10 protein-coding genes are annotated in these 19021 nt (G+C 63.1%); 2 read left to right on the top strand and 8 right to left on the bottom strand.

The annotated features are described in order from the left end of the window. Positions 1-87: 87 nt before the first annotated feature. Positions 88-9465 carry a hemagglutinin repeat-containing protein gene (locus FHT69_RS12255; RefSeq protein WP_246780715.1) on the top strand — a complete coding sequence of 3126 codons (9378 nt, stop codon included), beginning with the start codon at positions 88-90 and terminating at the stop codon, positions 9463-9465. Next, positions 9465-10265, top strand: a complete 801-nt coding sequence (locus FHT69_RS12250; protein ID WP_063476050.1) for a hypothetical protein — start codon at positions 9465-9467, stop codon at positions 10263-10265. The genes FHT69_RS12255 and FHT69_RS12250 overlap by 1 nt, the downstream gene beginning before the upstream one ends. Positions 10266-10319: 54 nt before the next feature. Here the strand turns inward: FHT69_RS12250 and FHT69_RS12245 are convergent, their stop codons facing one another. The 8 genes from FHT69_RS12245 to FHT69_RS12210 form a co-directional block, all read right to left on the bottom strand. Next, positions 10320-12008, bottom strand: a complete 1689-nt coding sequence (locus tag FHT69_RS12245; protein WP_063476051.1) for an ABC transporter ATP-binding protein — start codon at positions 12006-12008, stop codon at positions 10320-10322. Then, positions 12005-12949: an acetamidase/formamidase family protein gene (locus FHT69_RS12240; protein ID WP_063476052.1), complete on the bottom strand. Its 945-nt coding sequence runs from the start codon at positions 12947-12949 to the stop codon at positions 12005-12007. The genes FHT69_RS12245 and FHT69_RS12240 overlap by 4 nt, the downstream gene beginning before the upstream one ends. Before the next feature lie 62 nt (positions 12950-13011). Next, entirely contained in the window at positions 13012-14631 is a 1620-nt protein-coding gene (locus FHT69_RS12235; RefSeq protein WP_183905413.1) for an ABC transporter substrate-binding protein, read from the bottom strand. Positions 14632-14656: 25 nt separating this feature from the next. Next, positions 14657-15577, bottom strand: coding sequence for an ABC transporter permease (locus tag FHT69_RS12230; RefSeq protein ID WP_024320038.1), 921 nt, complete (start codon positions 15575-15577; stop codon positions 14657-14659). Next, positions 15577-16425, bottom strand: coding sequence for an ABC transporter permease (locus FHT69_RS12225; protein WP_017996436.1), 849 nt, complete (start codon positions 16423-16425; stop codon positions 15577-15579). Before FHT69_RS12225 ends, FHT69_RS12230 begins: the two co-directional genes overlap by 1 nt. Next, a complete protein-coding gene (locus tag FHT69_RS12220; RefSeq protein ID WP_097544062.1) occupies positions 16425-17006 on the bottom strand; it encodes an ANTAR domain-containing response regulator in 582 nt (193 codons plus the stop codon). Before FHT69_RS12220 ends, FHT69_RS12225 begins: the two co-directional genes overlap by 1 nt. Then, the gene (locus FHT69_RS12215) at positions 17003-18136 is read right to left on the bottom strand and encodes a transporter substrate-binding protein (protein ID WP_183905412.1); all 1134 of its coding nucleotides are present in this window, start codon (positions 18134-18136) and stop codon (positions 17003-17005) included. Before FHT69_RS12215 ends, FHT69_RS12220 begins: the two co-directional genes overlap by 4 nt. Before the next feature lie 215 nt (positions 18137-18351). Further along, positions 18352-18936 carry a DUF1349 domain-containing protein gene (locus tag FHT69_RS12210; RefSeq protein WP_183905411.1) on the bottom strand — a complete coding sequence of 195 codons (585 nt, stop codon included), beginning with the start codon at positions 18934-18936 and terminating at the stop codon, positions 18352-18354. Positions 18937-19021 lie beyond the last annotated feature (85 nt).

The following is a 19021-nucleotide window of genomic DNA, read 5'->3' as shown; positions in this document are numbered from 1 at the left end:
GGCTCAGTGCCGCCGCAGTGGCGGCGGCGCCGAGCGACGATTGATGTCGAGACACAAAATCAGTTGTGCGTTTGGGAAGACAAAACGATGCGTGAGAAAACCGGTCCTGGTTCTGAAGCAAGGGGTCTTGGCTGCCGGCTCGGCAGATTTGCCAATCGCTCGCTTGCCGTCGTGCTCAGCGCACTCTTGGTCTTTCAGCCGATGCTGGCCAATGCCCAATCGGTTTCTGCGAGCACCACGGCGCCCGTCGCCAACCAGCCGGGCGTCGGCACCGCCCCGAACGGCGTGCCGCTCATCGACATCGTCACCCCGAATGCGAGCGGCCTGTCGCATAACAAATACGACAATTTCAACGTCGGCACGCCGGGCCTCATCCTCAACAACTACAAGGGCGAGGTCGGCACCTCCAATCTCGGCGGCTTGACGCCGGGCAATCCCAATCTCAACACATCAGGTCCCGCATCGGTCATCCTCAATGAGGTCACCAGCGGCAACCGCTCGGGATTGAACGGCCCGATCGAGGTGTTCGGCGGCCGGGCGGATGTCGTCATCGCCAATCCGAACGGCATCACCTGCGACGGCTGCGGCTTCATCAACACGCCGCATGCGACGCTGACCACGGGCGCGCCTCAAATCGGCGCCGATGGCAAGCTCAACGGCTTTACCGTCAATGGCGGCGACGTCACCATCGGGCCGAACGGCGGCAATTTCTCCGCCGGGTCTGGCGCCGTCGACCTCTTCGACATCGTTTCTCGGGCGGTCCACGTCAACGGTCCTGTCTATGGCAAGGATCTTCGCGTCACGGCTGGCCGCAATCAATTCGATTATGCCACCGGCAACGCCACGGCACTTGCCGCGACATCAGGCACGCCGGAATATGCGATCGACGGCACAGCACTCGGTGCCATGCAGGCCGACCGCATCAAGATCGTCGTCACCGAAAAGGGCGCCGGCGTGCGCATGAGCGGCAATCTCGCCGCCAACACCAACGAGCTGTCACTGTCGGCCGACGGCAAGATCTCGCTCGGTAATGTCTCCGGCCAGCAGGGCGTTTCGATCTCCTCGAAGGCGAAGGTGACGGCCGCCAAGGTGGCCTCGAAAGCCAAGGTCGCCGTTCAGGCGGGGCAGGGCATCACGCTGGATACGGTCGCCGCCGATGGCGACATCGTGCTGTCAAGCGGCAGCGGGTTGTTGAGTGTCGGCGGCGAGGTGAACAGCGCCGCCAACGTGCTGATGTCGTCGGCGGCCGGCATTGCCGCCGGCAGCATTACCGCCGGCAATGCGCTCTCTTTGTCCGCTACGTCGGGCGACATCCAGGTTGTCGGTGCGGTCAAGGGCACCGGCGCGCTCTCCATCACCGCCACATCAGGCGCGATCTCGGCTGCCTCGCTCGTCAGCAGCAACAATATCGCGCTTTCCGCCGGCGCCGATATCGGCATCTCCGGCGATATTCTGGCGCAGGGCAACGTCACGGCGTCAGGCCGCTCGATCTCGGCCGATATGGTCGTTTCCGGCCTCGACATTGCTGCGACCAATGCAGCAAACGGCAGCACGGTTCTATCAGGCGCCGGCGACATCCAGCTTGCCGCAAGCAGCGGCGCCGTCGATGTCGAGACACTCCTGTCGGCCGGCGATACGTCGGTCACATCAGCGGTGCTGACGGCCCAGAGCGTCATCGCGCATGGCGCCATTGCGATCAACGCGGCCACAGATGTCAGCGGTCAGATCCTCAGTGCCGGCAACATCGACATCACCGGCTCGGCCATCTCGGCCGACGCCATCATCGCCGGCATCGACTTTGCGGGAACGGAAGCGGCCGGCGGTGCTATCGTGCTGACGCAGAGCGGCGATCTCTCCCTTGTCGCCAGCGGCGACATCGATGCCGGCACCCTGCTTGCGGCCGGCAATCTCTCGGCTTCCGCCGCCAACCTCAGTGCCGCTGCTATCACCAGTCATGGCGCGATCACGCTTTCCGGCAACACCGACGTCACCGGCCAGCTCCTTGGCGCCGGCGATGTATCGATCGGCGGCGGCTCGATTGCAGCGGGCACGATCGTCGCCGGCATGGACTTTGCCGTCACCGCCGCCTCGCCGAGTGGCGCCATCGCCGTCGGCACGGCCGGCGACCTGACGCTTGATGCCGGCAGCAGCGGGAGCGTCGATATCGACACGCTGCTTGCCGCAGGCGCGCTCCTCATCGATGCCGGTCGTTTCCAGGCCGACAATGTCAGCGGCCACGGCGCCGTTGCCATCAACGCCGATACATCGGTCACCGGCCAGCTCCTTGGCGCCGGCGACGTCTCGGTCACGGGTCCCGCCATTCAGGCCGGCGCCATCGTCTCCGGCGTCGATTTTGCCGCCACCGCCCAGTCGGCCAATGGCGACATCGCTCTGGGGCAGGCCGGCGATCTCACGCTCAAGGCGACGACCACCGATATCAGCGCCGGCAACCTGCTTGCCGCCGGAAGCGTCGATGCCAGCGCAGCGGGGGATGTCAGCGCCAACGTCGTCGCCCATCAGGACATGACGATCGTTGCCGGCGGCTCGATCGATCTTACCGGCCAGTCACTTGCCGCCGGGAACGCCAGCCTCTCGGCGCGGGATATCACCGTCGATACTCTCGTTTCCGGCCTCGACTTCGCGGCCACAGCTGCATCCGCCGGCACGCTGAAGCTCCAGCAGACCGGCAGCATGAGCCTTGCCGCAACAAGCGGTTCGATCACCGCCGGCAACGCCCTGCTGAGCAGCGGCGCTCTTTCGGCCAGCGCCAGCCAGAATATTGCCTATAACAAGCTCCAGAGCCTCGCCAGCGCTGCGCTCACGGCGTCGGGCGGCCAGATCAGCTACGGCAATCCCACCCGCACTGCCGGCAACCTGACGCTCAGCACGACCAATATCGATCTCTCCAATGGCCGGGCGAGCAACCTCGCCGCCGGCGGTACGCTGACGCTCAATGCGGCGAGCGCCAACCTTGCCAACAGCAGCCTCACTCTCGGCGGACTGGCTCTCAATCTCTCCGGCACGGCCGATCTCAGCGGCGCCCGGGTCAATGCCGTCACCAGTGCCGGCGGTTCGGGCGATATCGCCATCAAGGCGGGCGGTCTTACCACGACGGCCGGCACCGCGCTGCTCGCCGCCAACGACCTGACGTTGACACTGCCGTCGCTGACCAATGCCGGACAATTGGCAGCCCGCAACGATCTCACATTCAACATTTCCGGCAACTTCACCAACAATGCCACGGGCCTGACCTATGCCGGCAACAACGCCAACCTCTTCGTCAGCGGGGTGCTCACCAACAATCAGGGCGCCATCATATCAGGCAACGATCTGACGATTGCCGGGGCGACATCAGCGCAGAGAAATGCGGCGGTCACCAATGTTTCCGGGCTGATCCAGGCCGGAAACGACATGTCGATCCTGACCAGCAACCTGACCAACCAGCGGGCCGCCACGCCGCAATGGACCACCGGTACCCTGGTGTCGTCAGGCGTCGTCAGCGGTTTCACGCTGAATCCCGTCGCCGCCGGCCTGCCGTTCGGCTACCTCGAGACCGCAGACCAGAACATGTACCAGCTCTATGCGGGCGTGGATCCGGCCTTGTGGCAGGATTATGAACCGCTGCTCTGGTCGAAGGCGACGCTTGCCGACGGCACGACCTATCATGCATGGACATGGATCTCGGCCGACGGACCCGAGAAGGTCGGGCCGATCATCGACTGGATCAGGGACCGGGTGCCGAGGGACGCGAACGGCAATCCCGTTGTCGATCCCAACAATCCGTCGCGCTATTTCATCGTCGACGAGGTGAATTTCAGCGGCTCGGACGAAAGCACCACCTACACCTGGGATTGGTCGTCCAATCTCAGTCAGTCGGTCTATGAGGACCGCTTGGTCGGCACGCTCAGCCCGGAAGCGACGATCCGGGCGGGCCGCAACCTTTCGATCGACGCCACGAATCTGACCAATTCCTACAGCTCGATCGAGGCCGGCGGCAACGCAACGCTGAAGGGCTCGACACTCAACAATACGGGCGTCACGCTCTTTCGCACGACGACGACAACCTGCAACGCCCAGGGCGCCTGCACGGCCTATGATGGCAATGGCAACGCCAATCCCTCGAAGAACATCGCCAACGGCTCGACGATCGTCAGCTCCGTCCAGGCGATCGGCGGCGTCTCGGCCAACATTAAGGCCGGCGGAGCCCTCTCCGTCGATTTCGGCAGCGTCAACAACACGTCCGCAGCCGGCTCGATGGCAGGCGGCGCCAGCCTGGCGGCATCAAGCAATCCCGGCGATCCGCTTTCGGCGCTCACCGGTCTGACGGCCGGCGGCGCGCTGTTCAACGTCAACGCGGCGCTCGGCGGCGTCACCGCCAACGGCGGCAGCCTGCTTGCCGGGCTCGGCAATATTGCCGAGCGCATCCGCGTCGACGGCGCAGCTCTTGCGGCCGCCGCCAAGCCGCAATCGGGCGGCTTCGGCGGCACCATACGCGGACAGATCTTCCTGTTCGAAACCCGCGCCGAATTCCTCGACGTCGGCAAGTTCTACGGCTCCGGCTATTTCATGAAAGAAATCGGCTACGTGCCGGAGACGACGGTTCCGTTCCTGGGCGATGCCTATTTCGAGAACCAGCTGATCGACACGCAGTTGCGGCAGCTTGTCGGCGAAGGCCTCGGCAGAAGCACCTTCATCGCCGGCAATGACGCCATCGAGCAGATGAAGACGCTGCTCGACGAGGGTGTCGACTATGCCAAGGAGCACCACCTGGCCGTCGGCCAAGGCCTCACGCCTGAGCAGGCGGCGGCGCTGACCACGTCGATCGTCCTCTACCAGTGGCAGAGCGTCGACGGCGTGCAGGTGCTCGCGCCCGTCGTCTACGTCGCCGCCGCCGACCGGCAGAAGCTGACCGGCGCCGGCGCCGCCATAGCGGGCGGCTCGGTCAATATGAATGTCGGCAATCTCGACAATTCCGGCCTGATCGCATCCGCTGGCGGCCTGACCGTCTCCGGCAGCTCCATCCAGGGCAGCGGCACGTTCCTGTCGCGCGGCGACACGGTGCTCAATGCCACCAACGGCATCACGCTGGCCGCCCAGACAATGACGATCGGCGGCCAGAACCTCGTCAACACCAATGCAGGCGTGACGGCAGGCGGCAATCTGCAGCTCGCCGGCGGCAGCGGCGATCTGGCGCTGAAGGGCGTCAAGGTCAATGCCACAGGCTCCGCCCAGCTCTCCGGCAACAACGTCACGCTCGCAGCGGCCAAGGTCGATAATTCAGGCCAGCAGAACGCCACCGGCAGCCAGGTCACCAGCGGCGCAGCCTTGACGATCAAGGCAACCGACAACGTCAATTTCATCGGCAGTTCGGCCAAGGCGGGCACGACGCTCGATGTGACCGCCGACAAGGGTTCGGTGGCCGTGGTGTCGACCGATGTCGCCCGCAACAACCAGTCCGGCTACACCAGGACGCTCTCCACCGACCAGCAGCAATCGCAGCTATCCGCCGGCACGAATGCGACGATCAAATCAGGCGACGACATCCTGCTCTCGGGTTCGTCCGTCAAGGCTGGCGGCAATGTCGCGCTCAGCGCCGGCGACGATATCAATATCACCGCCGCCCAGGAGCAGTCCGCATCCACCTTCGGAAAGAAATCCGCCTCGTCGATCACCCATGTCGGCTCGGAAATATCAGCCGGCGGCGATCTCTCGGTGACGGCGGGCAACGGCAGCGGCGATCACGACCTCAACATCGTCGGCAGCAAGCTCGCCGCCGACGGCAAGCTCGCTCTCAAAGCCGACGGCGACGTGACGATCGCCGAAGCCACCGACACCGCGACCCTCGACACCAAGCTTAGCACCAAGGGCGGTTTCCTCGGCAAGAGCGAGAAGACGACCACGCATCTGGAAACGACGACGGCCGTCGGCTCGTCGATTAGCGGCGGCGCAGGCGTCGATCTTCAGTCGGGCAAGGACATGGTCATTTCCGCCTCGAAGATCGAAGCCGGCAAGGACGACGGCACCGACCCGGCGGACCTCAACATCAACGCCGGCGGTGACCTGATCATCGCCTCCGGAATGGATACCAGCGCCAAGGACGACAAGGGCTCGCGTAGCGGCTTCCTGTCGAAAGGCTCATCCAGCCACAAGAGCTACGACGAGACGACGGTCGGCTCGCAGCTGAGCGCCAGCGGTGACATCAATCTCGACGCAGGCAAGGCAGCAGTCGTTGCAGGTTCAAAGGTCGATGCCGACGGCTCGATCAATGTCGCGGCCGACAGCGTTTCGATCATCGGGGCGCAGGAGACGCACGAGCTCGAGGAGCAGCAAAAGAAATCCGGCATCGGCGTCGGTTCCGGCGGCGGGTTTATTTCGATCTACGGCAGTCAGCAGAACAAGGGTGCACAGGCCTCGACGCTGAATGTCGGCTCGGCGCTTTCCGCCGGCGAGGACGTCAACCTGACAGCCCGGGCAACCGACCTGAACATCATGGGCTCTTCGGTCGATGCCGAGCGCGACATCAATCTGTCGGCCAAGCGCGACGTCAATGTCACACCAGGGGCGGAAAGCTTCTCGCAGTCCGAGCAGGAGAAGAAGTCCGGCTTCGGCCTGTCCTTCTCCGCCGGCAATGGCGGCTTCTCGGTCGGCATCGGCGCGCAGACGAGCAAGGACAGCTCGGCGCAGCAATCCGACACCAACGCCACGTCCATGCTCTCGGCCGGCCGCGACCTCAACATCTCCGCCGGCAACAATGTCAACCTGCAGGCCGCCCAAGCCTCGGCCGAGCGTGACGTCAACCTCTTCGCCGCCAACGACATCAATCTGCTGTCTGCTAACGATGTCTCCAATTACCAGGAGGTACATGAGAAGACCTTCGCCGGCGTGACGCTCTCCGTCTCGAGCCAGTTGGGAAGTGCGGCCCAGAGCATCATGAACGGAGCGGAGCGCCTGTCGGATCCGGGCGGCGTCAACGGATTGACCAACAGCGCGATTGTCGGTCTCAGCTTCTATGAGGGTATCAAGGGTCTGAAAGGCGTCTCTGAGGACCTCACCAGTGGCAAGGGTCTCTCCTTTAGCATCGGTCTGAATGTAGGTGTCAACCATCAGCAGAGCGCATCCTCGTCGACGGCGTCCGCGCCTGTCGTCACGGATGTCCGCGCCGGCCGCTCCATCACCCTAGCGGCGCAGAACGGCTCGATCACGAGCGACGGGGCGCAGATCGCTGCCGGCTACGACAAGTTCGGCCTGCCGACGATCTCCGACGATCCGCTGGTTGGCGACATTATCCTGTCGGCGAGGAATGGTAACATCAACCTCAACGCCGCCACCGGCACGTCACATTCGACCAGTTCGAACAGCTCATGGGGCGCTGGCGTCGGCGTTAATTTCGGCTGCACCACGAAGACCGGCTGCAACGCTAGCGTCGGAGCCAGCGGTTCCTATGGCAAGGGTGGCTCGAGCACCACTGGCACCACCCACACCAACACCCATCTCAACGGCACCGGCGACGTCACGATTCTTACCAACGACCTTGCCTTGAAGGGGGCGACCGTCGCGGGCAATTCCATCGTGGCCGACGTCAGGAATCTGACGATCGAGAGCCTGGTTGATACCGTCAAAGCCAATGCCGATCAGCTCAGTCTCTCGGGCCAGATCGGTTTCGGCTCCACCGGCATCTCCGGCGTCACGCAGAAGGCCATGGGCGATGCCGTTCTCGTCACAGAACAATCCGGCATCCACGCAGGCACTGGCGGTCTTTCCATTGACGTGAGCGGTCGGACGTCGCTGGTTGGTGGCCTGATCACCAGCGAAGCCGGCGAGGAGCGCAATAGCTTCTCCACCGGCACGCTGACGGTCGCCGATATCGATACGCATTCGACCTGGAAGGCCGACACCTACGGTGGTTCGATCGGCACTGGCGGCCTTTCGCTCGCGCCGCCGGTCAAAGCCGGGGAGAAGGAGACCGGCAAGGCCTATTTAGCCATCGGTCCGAACATCGGCATCACCATCACCGATCCGGAGCACCAGACACAGGATCTCGGCGCGATCCGCCGCGACACTAGTAACACCAACACCTCGCTGCCCGGTCTGCCAGATCTGCAGAGCATCCTAAAGGATCAATACAAAACCCAAGCGGACCTCCAGGCGGCGCAGAATACTATGGCGGGGTTGGTCGGGGACATCGCATCCGAATTGTATGAGCAAGCCGTCATCAACCACGATCAAGCAGGCATGGATTATTGGAGTGAGGGCGGTGTTGGCCGCGCAGCTCTACATGCGATCGGCGGCGGCATCCTCGGTGGAGTCAATGGCTGGGAAGGTGCCGTCAAGGCCGCTCTCGGGGGCGCGGCCTCCACGCTATTCGCTCCAGTGGTCGAGCGGCTTGTCAACGGCATGCTCAAGGGTACCAAATACGAAGGGACAGAAGAAGGTGCCGCTCTCGCCAAACTGATCGGCGCAAGCCTCAGCGCTGCCGTGGGCGGTGTAGTAGGCGGTGGGGAAGGTGCGGCCTATGGGGCCGCAAACTACCAACACAACTATCTCAACCATGCCGACAACGACGCTCTCGCCGCCGCAAAAGCTGCATGTGATGGGGGCAAAGGTGATCCAAAGGCCTGCGGAGAGCAGACGCGACTCGAGCAGAAAGACACCCAGCAGCAGGCCGCCTACGTTGCTTGCCGAGCAAATGGCTATAGTGGTTCCGGATGCCTTGTGGTTTTAAGCGACGTGGTTGCATCGTTGTCGAGCTACGCAGGCACAATTTCTTATTGGGCGTCACAGGAGGATCAGGACGCCGCCAAGCAACTGCTAAGCAACTCCGGTGGGGTTGATCAAATCCTGAAAATTCTTGCGCCTAATGGCGTCGAGAACCTGACCGCTGAGCAGCAGCGCGACCTTCCTGCCATTTACGGGCTCTTGGTCACAGATCCCGCCGGTGTTTTTGGTATCCCGTACATGATTCAGCAGGCAAACAATGGCGATCCTGCTGCCATGGCTCAAGTTGTCGCATTGGCGAGCAAGCTCAAGATCTTCGGGTCTGCAACGCTGGGTGAGATTGCCAAGACGAACGCGGCCGCCACAAATCCGCAATCGAGTGTTTGGTCGCTTAATCCGATTGATCGGGGTAAATCAATCGAGTCATCGCTCGCACGAACCGAATACAGCGATGCGAACGGCTGGTTCAATATCGGTGCCGAAAAAAATGGATATTTTCCGCTGATCGATTTTCAGAGCGGGAATACGGTGGTCAGCTTGAAAACCGTCGATACCACCGGTTCGACATGGATGGCGAGGATGCAAAATACGATTGACGAACTTGGTAGCCGCCCCATAACGGTCAACGGCAACCTTGCGAATAAAGTTCTCGATATTCGAGTTCAGCCGGGCGGAGCCGACGCTGCACAGGCTCTGGTAGAGTATGGCCAGAGAGAGGGTGTAACAGTGGTAATTAAGGAATTTCAGTAATGGAGCGTACCAGGCAAGAAAAGCTGGAACTGATCTTTACCCTTGTCCCAGCTAACCCGAAGACGACCATCATCACGGAGAAGCCACAAATAGAAGTAGGAGAGCGAAGACATGGCGCTCTGAAGGCCATTGACGCCTTAGAGACAATTCTCGACGTGTTGCGGAGGCTAAAGCTCGACGAAAAAATCCAAGGTCACGGATCCTCTCTCCAACTCAAGAAGCTCCTGACATCAGTTAGAAATACCGATCGACTTAGTCAAATCGAAACCTCGACACTCATTTTTAAGTACGGTGCCGTAGCAGACGCTGAGCATTGCTATGTCGAAGTAAGAGAGAAAGTTCCAAACGCGGCAATCGATTGGGAACAATGGGTTGAGCCGTTTATCGTATCGCCTCACTTCGTTCAGGCGTGGGTTGCCGATGTTGAATACGACAAATGGCAAAATGCCCAAGATCCCCTCATCTACAAGGCTGCCAATCGGGATTACTCGTCTTTACCTATGCGCTCCAACGGACTACCGCCACCGCTGGAGCAGATGGTTGTTGATATCTCGCAGAACCCCGGTCGCTGGGAATTTCGTTCAGGGTATATAGAAGCGATAGCGGCAGTCATGTGGCTCAGCGAACTGTTTTGGCGCTATGTCGGCGTCGATCACAGGAAACGGCTGGCCGGACTTTCGGAAGCTAAGATTAAGCAGGAAACAGATGATGTGGTCCGTATCAGCATCTCTGAAACCAGCTTTATCGATGATTCCACTCGTGATTTGCAGGAGCGCTTGCGCAAGATCTTGTATGGATAGTTGCGCGCCGGAAGGTCCACAGCCTAGTCACGCTGGTAACTCTCAAGCCCTCAGTCAGGCATGCGCTTCCTTGCCACGATAGACCTCCGGATCGGGGATCGGAACTGCGGCGATCAGCGCGCGGGTGTAGTCATCCCTTGGGTTCTCGAAGATATCCCGCCGCGTCCCGGTTTCGATAATGCGGCCGGCGCGCATGACGGCGACGTTGTGCGACATGCGCTCGATCACTGCCATGTCGTGAGAGATGAAGAGATAGGCGAGCCCCAGCGTTTCCTGCAGTTCGAGCAGCAGGTCGAGCACGCGGGCGCGGACGGAGACGTCAAGCGCTGCGACGCTTTCGTCGGCGACGATCAGCTTGGGCTCCAGCGCCAGCGCCCGGGCGATGCAGATGCGCTGGCGCTGGCCGCCTGAAAACTCGTGTGGATAGCGCGTCGCGGCATCAGGCGTCAGGCCGACCCGGCGCAGCAGTTCGGCGACGCGGTCCTGCCTTTCACTGTGGTTGCCGATGCCGTGGATGACCATCGGTTCGCCGATCGCCTTGCCGACGGCCATGCGCGGGTCGAGCGAGGCATAAGGATCCTGGAAGATCATCTGCGCCGAGCGGCGCACGGGCCACATCTCGCGCTGGCTGAGCCCGGCGATATTGCGGCCGTCGATCAGGACGTTGCCCTTGAAGGGGATGAGACCGAGGACGGCCTTGCCCGTCGTCGATTTGCCGGAGCCGCTTTCGCCGACGAGGCCGAGCGTTTCACCCGGCAGAATATCGAAGGAAACGCCATCGACGGCCGCCACCGGCGGCTTGCCCCTGAAAAACCGGCTTGCGGCATTGCCATAGGTGACGGTGAGGTCGCGCACGTTCAGGACCGGCGTGCGATCCGGATGCAGCGTTTCGACGGCGCGCTGCGTGATGCGCGGCGGACGGTCGGTGCCGGCAAGCGCTCCTAGCCGCGGGACGGCGGCCAGCAATTGCTGCGTATAGGCCTCCTTCGGCCGTTGGAAGACGGCGAGCGCCGTTCCTTGCTCGACGATCCTGCCATTCTGCATGATGACGACGCGATCGGCCATTTCGGCGACGACGCCCATGTCGTGCGTAATGAGGATGATCGAGGCGCCGAATTCGCGCTTCAACTCGCGCATCAGCCTGAGGATCTGCGCCTGCACGGTGACGTCGAGTGCCGTCGTCGGCTCGTCGGCGATCAGCACCTTCGGCCGGCAGGAGAGCGCCATGGCGATCATCACGCGCTGGCGCATGCCGCCGGAAAGCTCGTGCGGATATTGCTTCAGCCGCCGGGCCGGCTCGCTGATCTGCACGGCATCGAGCATCTTCAGCGCCACCGCCTCGGCATTCTCGCTGCCCTGGTGCGCGCGGATTGCCTCGGTCAGCTGGTTGCCGACAGACATGACCGGGTTGAGCGAGGTCATCGGCTCCTGGAACACCATGGCGATATCGCCACCGCGCACGCTGCGCATCGCCCGGTCGGAAAGCGTGAGCAGGTCGCGCTCGCCAAGCAGCACGCTGCCGGAGGCGACCCGCAGCGAGGCCCTCGGCAGGAGCCCCATGATCGACAACGAGGTGACCGACTTGCCGGAGCCGGATTCGCCGGCAATGCACAGCGTTTCGCCGCTTGCAAGGTCGAAGCTGACATCCTGGAGCACCGGCTTGCGGCCTTCGGGGGTGCGGGCATCGACGCTCAGATTGCGAAGGCTGAGCACCGGTGCTGCGGCGGGCATGGCTTCGTTCACGCGAACACGATCCTCGGGAAGTAGAAGGAAACCACCCAGTTCGGCTGGTCGACGATCTCGCTGATCCGGAGATCGCCGCAGACGGAGCAGAGCAGATAGGCATCGACTGCGCTCATGCCGTGTTCGGCGCCGAGAAGATCGATCATTCGCATGACGCTTTCGCGCGCCCCGGTCATCAGGTCAGGGCCGATGCCTGTCGTCACTTCGTAGCCGGCGCCGTCGAGATGGCGGGTTACCGGTTCGGTCGTGGTGAAGCGCGGCGTCTGCAGCTTGGCGTCCTTGACGAGCTCGATCGTCGCTTCGACGTTCATCTGGCTTTCGATCGCGGTGCCGCAGACTTCGCCATCGCCCTGGGCGGCATGGGTATCACCGATCGAGAACAGCGCGCCGTCGACCTCGACGGGCAGATAGAGCGTCACCCCCGCCGTCAGGTCGCGGATGTCCATGTTGCCGCCGACGCGACGTGGGGGAACGACGGAATGGGTGCCGGGCTCGGCGGGGGCGACGCCGATCGTGCCGGCGAAGGGCTTCAGCGGCACGCGGCCGCCCGGGCCGTAAAGGGCGGGCACCATGCTGTTGGCGTCATAGGACCAGACATGCAGCGCCGGATCCTTGAATTGATCGGCAAGCAGGCCGAAGCCTGGGATATTGGCCGTCCAGCCGGCGCCCGAGGGAATGAACTTGCGCAGCGTCACCTTCAGCACGTCGCCGGGTTTGGCGCCTTCGATATAGACCGGGCCGGAGACCGGGTTGATCTTGCCGAAATCGAGCGCGTTCAGCGTTTCCAGGGTGGCGTCGCTTCCGAGCTGGCCACCCGACGAATCCATGCATTCGAAGTGGATCGTCTCGCCCGGCTTGGCGACGACGGCGGGGGCGAAATCCTTGTTCCAGCCGAAATTATGCTGGGCGCGGTGAATGGTGTGGGTGCAGGCGATGCACATGTCATGTCTCCCTGAAATTTATGGCCTTCCCGGCAAATGCCGGGAAGGCTGGATCCTTGGGCCTATTGCTTCACATAGATCGCGTCGTAATTGATGACGCGGGTCGGATCGATGTAGATGTTGTCAGCGCCGCCCATGCGCAGCGACTTGGCGACGACCCGGCGTTCGTTGATGACAGGGATCCACGGCGCATCGGCCATGATGTCGGTGAAGATCTTGCCCCAGGCGGCGGTGCGCTCGGCTGCCTTCGCCGGATCGGACATCGAGTCGGCGGCAACGGCGCGCTTGTCGAGATCGGCGTTGCAGTACCATGACCAGTTCCAGCCGCCCGGAACCGCGCCGGCGCAACCGAGGATCGGGCCGTAGAAGTTGGACGGATCCGGGAAGTCGGCGATCCAGGCCATGCCGCCCGACCAGATCATCGGCGCTTCGCCTTCCGTGCCGCCGGCCGAGATGACGTTCGCCTGGGCCAGCGCCCGGACTTCGGCCTTGACGCCGACGGCGGCCAGATCCTGCTGGATCGCCTGGGCGATCCGCGGCTGCGGGTCGGTGTTGGTGGAGTAGAGCACGGTCTCGAAGCCGTCGGGGTAGCCGGCTTCGGCAAGCAGCGCCTTGGCTTTCGTCATGTCATAGGCATAGCCGGTGAAGGACTTGTCGTAGCCCGGCATCAGCGGCGGCAGCGGCTGGTTGGCAGGCGTTGCACGGCCATTGAGGATTCGGGTGATGCGCTCCTTGTTGATCGCCATGTTCAACGCCTGGCGAACCTTGACGTTGTCGAAGGGCTTCACCTTGGTGTTGAGCGTGATGTAGCCGGTGTGCAGCTGCTCGCCGTCGACGATCATCTGCGCGCCGTCGGCCGAATTCTTGATCTCGAGGAATTTTGCCGGCGGAATGCCGTCGCCGGCAATATCGACCTCGCCCTTCTGCAGGCGCAAGAGCGCCACCAGCGGCTCCTGGCCGACCTCGACCTTGAAGCTGTCGATATAGGGAACCCCCTTGACGAAATAATCCTTGTTGCGCTCGAAAACGAGCTGCTGGCCGATCGTCCAATCCTTCAGGATGAAGGTGCCGGAGCCGACCGGCTTCTTGCCGAAGTCGCCGGCGGCCGCCTCGACAGCTTCCTTCGGCACGACCGAAGCGAAGTTGATGGCAAGCACGTGCAGGAAGGTGGCGTCGGGACGCGAGAGGTTGAAGATGACGGTGCTATCGTCAGGCGTCTCGATGCCGGAGAGCGTCGTCGTTTTGCCGCCGGTTTCATCCTCAAAGCCCTTGATCGCGCCGAAGAAGCCGGCGCCGGGCCCTTGAGTCTTCGGGTCGACGGCGCGTTCGATCGAATATTTCACGTCTGAGGCGACGACCTCGCGGCCGTTCGAGAACTTCACGCCCTTGTGCAGCTTGAAGGTATAGGTCAAACCGTCGGGCGAAACGGTGAAGCTTTCGGCAAGCGAGGGGACCGGGTTCGGCGTGCCGGGCGCATAATCCATCAGTCGGGAATAAAGGCCCTTGATCATCGACCAGTTGACCCAGTCGTAGCCGATCGCCGGGTCGAGTGTGGTGATGTCGTCCTTGTAGGTGACGACGATATCGCCGCCCTGCTTGGGCGTTTCCTCGGCCATGACGGACAATGGGGCGAGCGCCACCATCGTTGCCATGGTCGTCTGTTGCAGCCAGCGTTTGAACATTTGGGTTCCCCTTCTTTGGTTGCTGTTAGCGTGTGCGGATGCGCGGATCGATGACCGGCGCGACGAGGTCGGCAAGCAGGTTGCCGATGATGATGGCGAGCGCAGACGTCAGCGTGACGCCCATGATGATCGGGATGTCGACCTGCTGGATCGCCTGCCAGGCGAGCTGGCCGATGCCGGGCCAGCCATAGACGGCTTCGACCACGACCACGCCGCCCATGAACTGGCCGATATCGATGCCGATCATGGCGATGATGGGCAGCACGGCATTGGGCAGCGCATGGCGCAGGATGACGCGCTTCGAGGAAAGACCCTTGGCGCGCGCCGTGCGGACATAATCCTGGTTCAGCACGTCGATCATCGACGAGCGCACCATGCGGGCGTACCAGCCGGCGCCGCAGATGCCGAGTGTGACGGCAGGCAGGACGAGATGCGAGAAGCTGCCATAGCCGCTCATCGGAAACCAGCCGAGCGTTGCCGCCAGCAGGTAGAGCAGCAGCAGGGCGACGAGGAACTGCGGCGCCGAGGTGCCGACAAAGGAGGCCATCATCACCAGCCGGTCGACGAAGCCGCCGCGACGCACGGCGGCGATGGTGCCCAGCGTCAGGCCGAGCACCACCTCGACGAAGATGCCGGCAAGCATCAGCGTCAACGTCGCCGGTAGCCGCGCGGCGATCAGCGTCCAGACATCGGTTTTCTGCGCATAGGAGCGGCCGAGATTGCCATGCAGCAGATTGCCGAGATAGGTGCCGAACTGGACCAGCAGCGGCTGGTCGAGGCCGAGCTCATGGCGGATGTTGGCGACCGTCTGGGCCGTGGCACTGCGGCCGGCGATCATGCGGGCCGGGTCGGCCGGAAGGGCGTAGAGCAGCACGAAGGTGATTGCCGCGACGCCGAGCAGGATGAGGGCCGCCTGTGCCAACCGGCGCAGCATGAGGGACGCCATCAGCCCCTCCCGCGCTGGGTCGGGTCGAGTATGTCGCGCAGCGCGTCGCCCACCAGATTGAAGGAAAGCGCCGTCAGAAGGATGATCGCGCCGGGAATGAAGACCAGCCAGGGGGCGGCCTGGAAATAGCTTTGGCTCTCGAAGATGATGTTGCCCCAGGAGGGCTGCGGCGGCTGGACGCCGACGCCGAGGAAGGAAAGTGTCGCCTCGAGCAGCACGGTGGTGGCGATGCCGAGCGTGCCCCAGACGATTGCCGTCGGCACGAGATGTGGCAGGATATGCATGAAGAGCACACGCATATGGCCGGCGCCGAGCGAGCGCTCCGCCATGATAAAATCGCGCTCCACCAGGCCGCGAGTCTCGGTATAGACGATGCGGGCGACCTGCACCCAGTTGACGAGCGCGATCACCATGGCGACGATCCAGAGGCTCGGCTTCAAAAGGGCTGCCAGCACGATGGCGAGCAGCAGCGCCGGAAAGGCCATCATCAGATCGGTGAAGCGCATCAGGATGTTGCCCGGCAGCCCGCGGAGATAACCGGCAACGATGCCGACGAAGAGGCCGATCGCCACCGCGATGCCATTGGCGACAAGGCCGATGATCAGAGAGGTGCGGGCGCCGAAGAGCAGGCGGGAGAAGAGGTCGCGGCCGAGCGTATCGGTGCCCAGCAGATAGGGACCGCCCGGCGGCAGCGGCGCGCCTTCGAGTGAGAGGCCGTCAAACATCTGCTCGTCCGGACTGAACGGCGCGATCCACGGCGCTGCGATGGCGAGCCCGATGACGAGTGTGACGACGATCAGGCCGAAGAGGGCGGTCGGCTGGCGAATCATCTGTTTCAGCACATGCATCAGCCCGCCTCCGGCAGAGGTTCTGCTCCTGCCAGAATGAAGGCTGATATCTGCTCCATCGGCAGGCGGCGGCGCATGGCGCAGTTGCGCAGGATTGCGTAAGCGCTCTCCTCGTCGATGCCGTGTGCGGCCCGAAGCTTTTCGACGGCGGCGTGAACGAGCGGCCGCAGCCGGACGCGCTCTTCGAGATATTGCAGCTTTTCCGCAGTCGCCTTGCGTTCCTGATGAATGGAGACGGCCATGACAAGCGCCGGATAGACGGCCGATGTGGCGATCGGTTTGGCGATGATCGCGCCGGCACCCTGTCCGAGCGCCCAGGCGATGCGGCCGGGCGCTTCCGAACCAAGCAAGGCGACGACGGGGCAGGCAGGCGTTTCGCCGTTCCAGGGCAGCAGATCGTCCCAGCCCTGGTCGGCATCGACGATAACGAGATCAGGCAGTACTGCGGCCGAAAGCGGCGCCCATTGCAGCGTTGCATCGATGCCGAGCAGGCGAAGCTGGCGGACCAGCTTGTCGGTGTTGCCGTCCTCGCGATGCAGGACCGTCGCCAGCCAGCCGGTGAAATTGGGTGTCTCTCTCATGACACCACCCTCAGCCGCGGCAAGGCCTGTCGGTTACGGCCGGTCAGATAGGGGTCGGCGGCGAGCGGCGGCCGCGAGGCGACGACATCGAAGCCGTTGTCGGCGTTGATCCGGCCGAGATGGAAGGGCAGGGCGGCGTGATTGGTCTCGCGGTCGATCGCCAGCGCACCGAACAGGGTCGGCCAGGATCGATTGTAGAGCTCGCGCCGGACGGCGTCGGGCTCATCACCGCCGGCAGCGACGATCGCGTCGACGCAGAGCCGGACGGCCGTATAGGCACTGGCAAAGACGCTGGAGACACGCCGCTCCGTGCCGTGACGCTCTGTGACACGGGCCTTGAAGGCAGCATTTTCGGGGGTCGCGATACTGTCGAAATAGGACGCGGCGCAAAGCTGGCCGGCGGCAGCTCCTGCGGCTATATCGTCGAGCTCGCATTCCATCAGGTCGCAGCTGACGACCGGGCAGTTTTCCGCGCGGAAGGCCGGGTCGCGATCACCCAAGGCCTTGATCGCCTCCAGGAAGGCGTAGCTCGACGGGCCGATGAGATTGTTGAGGATGAAGCTCGGGCGGCGCTGCGCGATCTCGGCAACGATGCGTTCGACGGCGGTTTCCTCGAGCGGGAGATAGCGTTCGCCCAGCACCTCGCCGCCGGCATTGGTGATGAGTTCGCGGGCGAGCCGATTCATCTCCCAGCCCCAGACATAGTTGGCGCCGACGAGATAGGGCCTTGCCCCGTAACGCGGGATCAGGTGCTCGAAAAGCGGCAACAGATGCTGGTTCGGGCAGCCGCCGACATAGATGACGTTCTCGTTGGCCTCGAAACCTTCATAGGGGCACATGTACCAGAGCAGGCCGTCATGTTTCTCGACGAGCGGGATGACCTCCTTGCGCGCCGCAGAGGTGATCGTGCCGACGATGTGGCGGCAGCCGGCGCGCAAAAGATGGCGCGCACCATCGAGATAGGCGGCAAGATCGGCATGCGGATCGAAGAACACGGGTTCGATCGCCAGTCCTTCGGCGCCGGCATATTCGGCCATCGCGAAAACGGCGCCGTCGCGCGCGTCGCGGCCCATCGAGCCGTAGGGGCCGGTGGTCGAAAAGAGGATGCCGATTTTCAGCGCGTCATTCATGAAGTGACCACATCAAAAAACCCCACGACGCTGGTCCCATCGAGCGATGAGGCGTCATGGGGCGAAACTGCCCAGAGACTATCGGAGTCATGTCAATGCGGCGGCCTTCTGCCTATTCCGCAGGCTTGAGTAAAATACAGGCATCTTATCTTTGTCAAGTGTGCTGCCCTGCACTCGCAGTCATTTGATCTTGTTCTTTCGGTAGTGTCGCTCTTCTAGCTCAAATCATGCAGATCCCTAGTAATCGCCAGCCCAATCGAGAATTCGGAGAAACGCACCGTCAGCCCGCTACGCTCCGGCGTGCAGGCAGCCGGCCCGACCTCGTAGCGCGTGGCTGCCGGGAAGGGCGCTAACCGCAGCAGCGGCCAGAAGCTGCCATCACGTGAAGCCTGGATGCGCATCGCGCCGTTGGCGACGGTGACGCGAATGCGGAAGTCTTCCAATTCCTTGAAGGGCTGCGCCACCGACCAGTCGGACCTGCCGTCGGTGACGACGGTGCTGAGGAAGGATTCGCCGTCGGTGAATTCGACGCCGGTTTTTACCCAGCGTTTCTCGTCGATACGCACCATCAGGCCGGCTTGGTCGTAGAGGGTGCGGAATTCGCCCTGGACGCGGATTTGTGCGGTGAAGCCGTCGGCGGTGGGAAAGGCGAGGAAATGGCCGCTGTCGCGGGTGAAACCGTAATGGGTCTCTCGCCAGAAATCGGTTTTCTCATCGGTCGTCAGGGTGAGGGCGGCTTCGTCTGCCCGCCAGTTGGCCGGCTCGTTCAGCCATGTTCCGTCGTTGAAATCGATCCTCATCCTGTTCTCCCGTTCCGTTGAGCCTTGCTGCAGGGTGATCGCCTTACCTTGGCATAATGTCCGGCCGTCGTGCAGAGGGCGCGCC

Source organism: Rhizobium sp. BK008, assembly GCF_014197345.1.
Taxonomy (GTDB): Bacteria; Pseudomonadota; Alphaproteobacteria; order Rhizobiales; family Rhizobiaceae; genus Rhizobium; species Rhizobium anhuiense.
The sequence above is the reverse complement of the archived record's forward strand: the minus strand, read 5'-3'. Positions and strand labels throughout refer to the sequence as shown.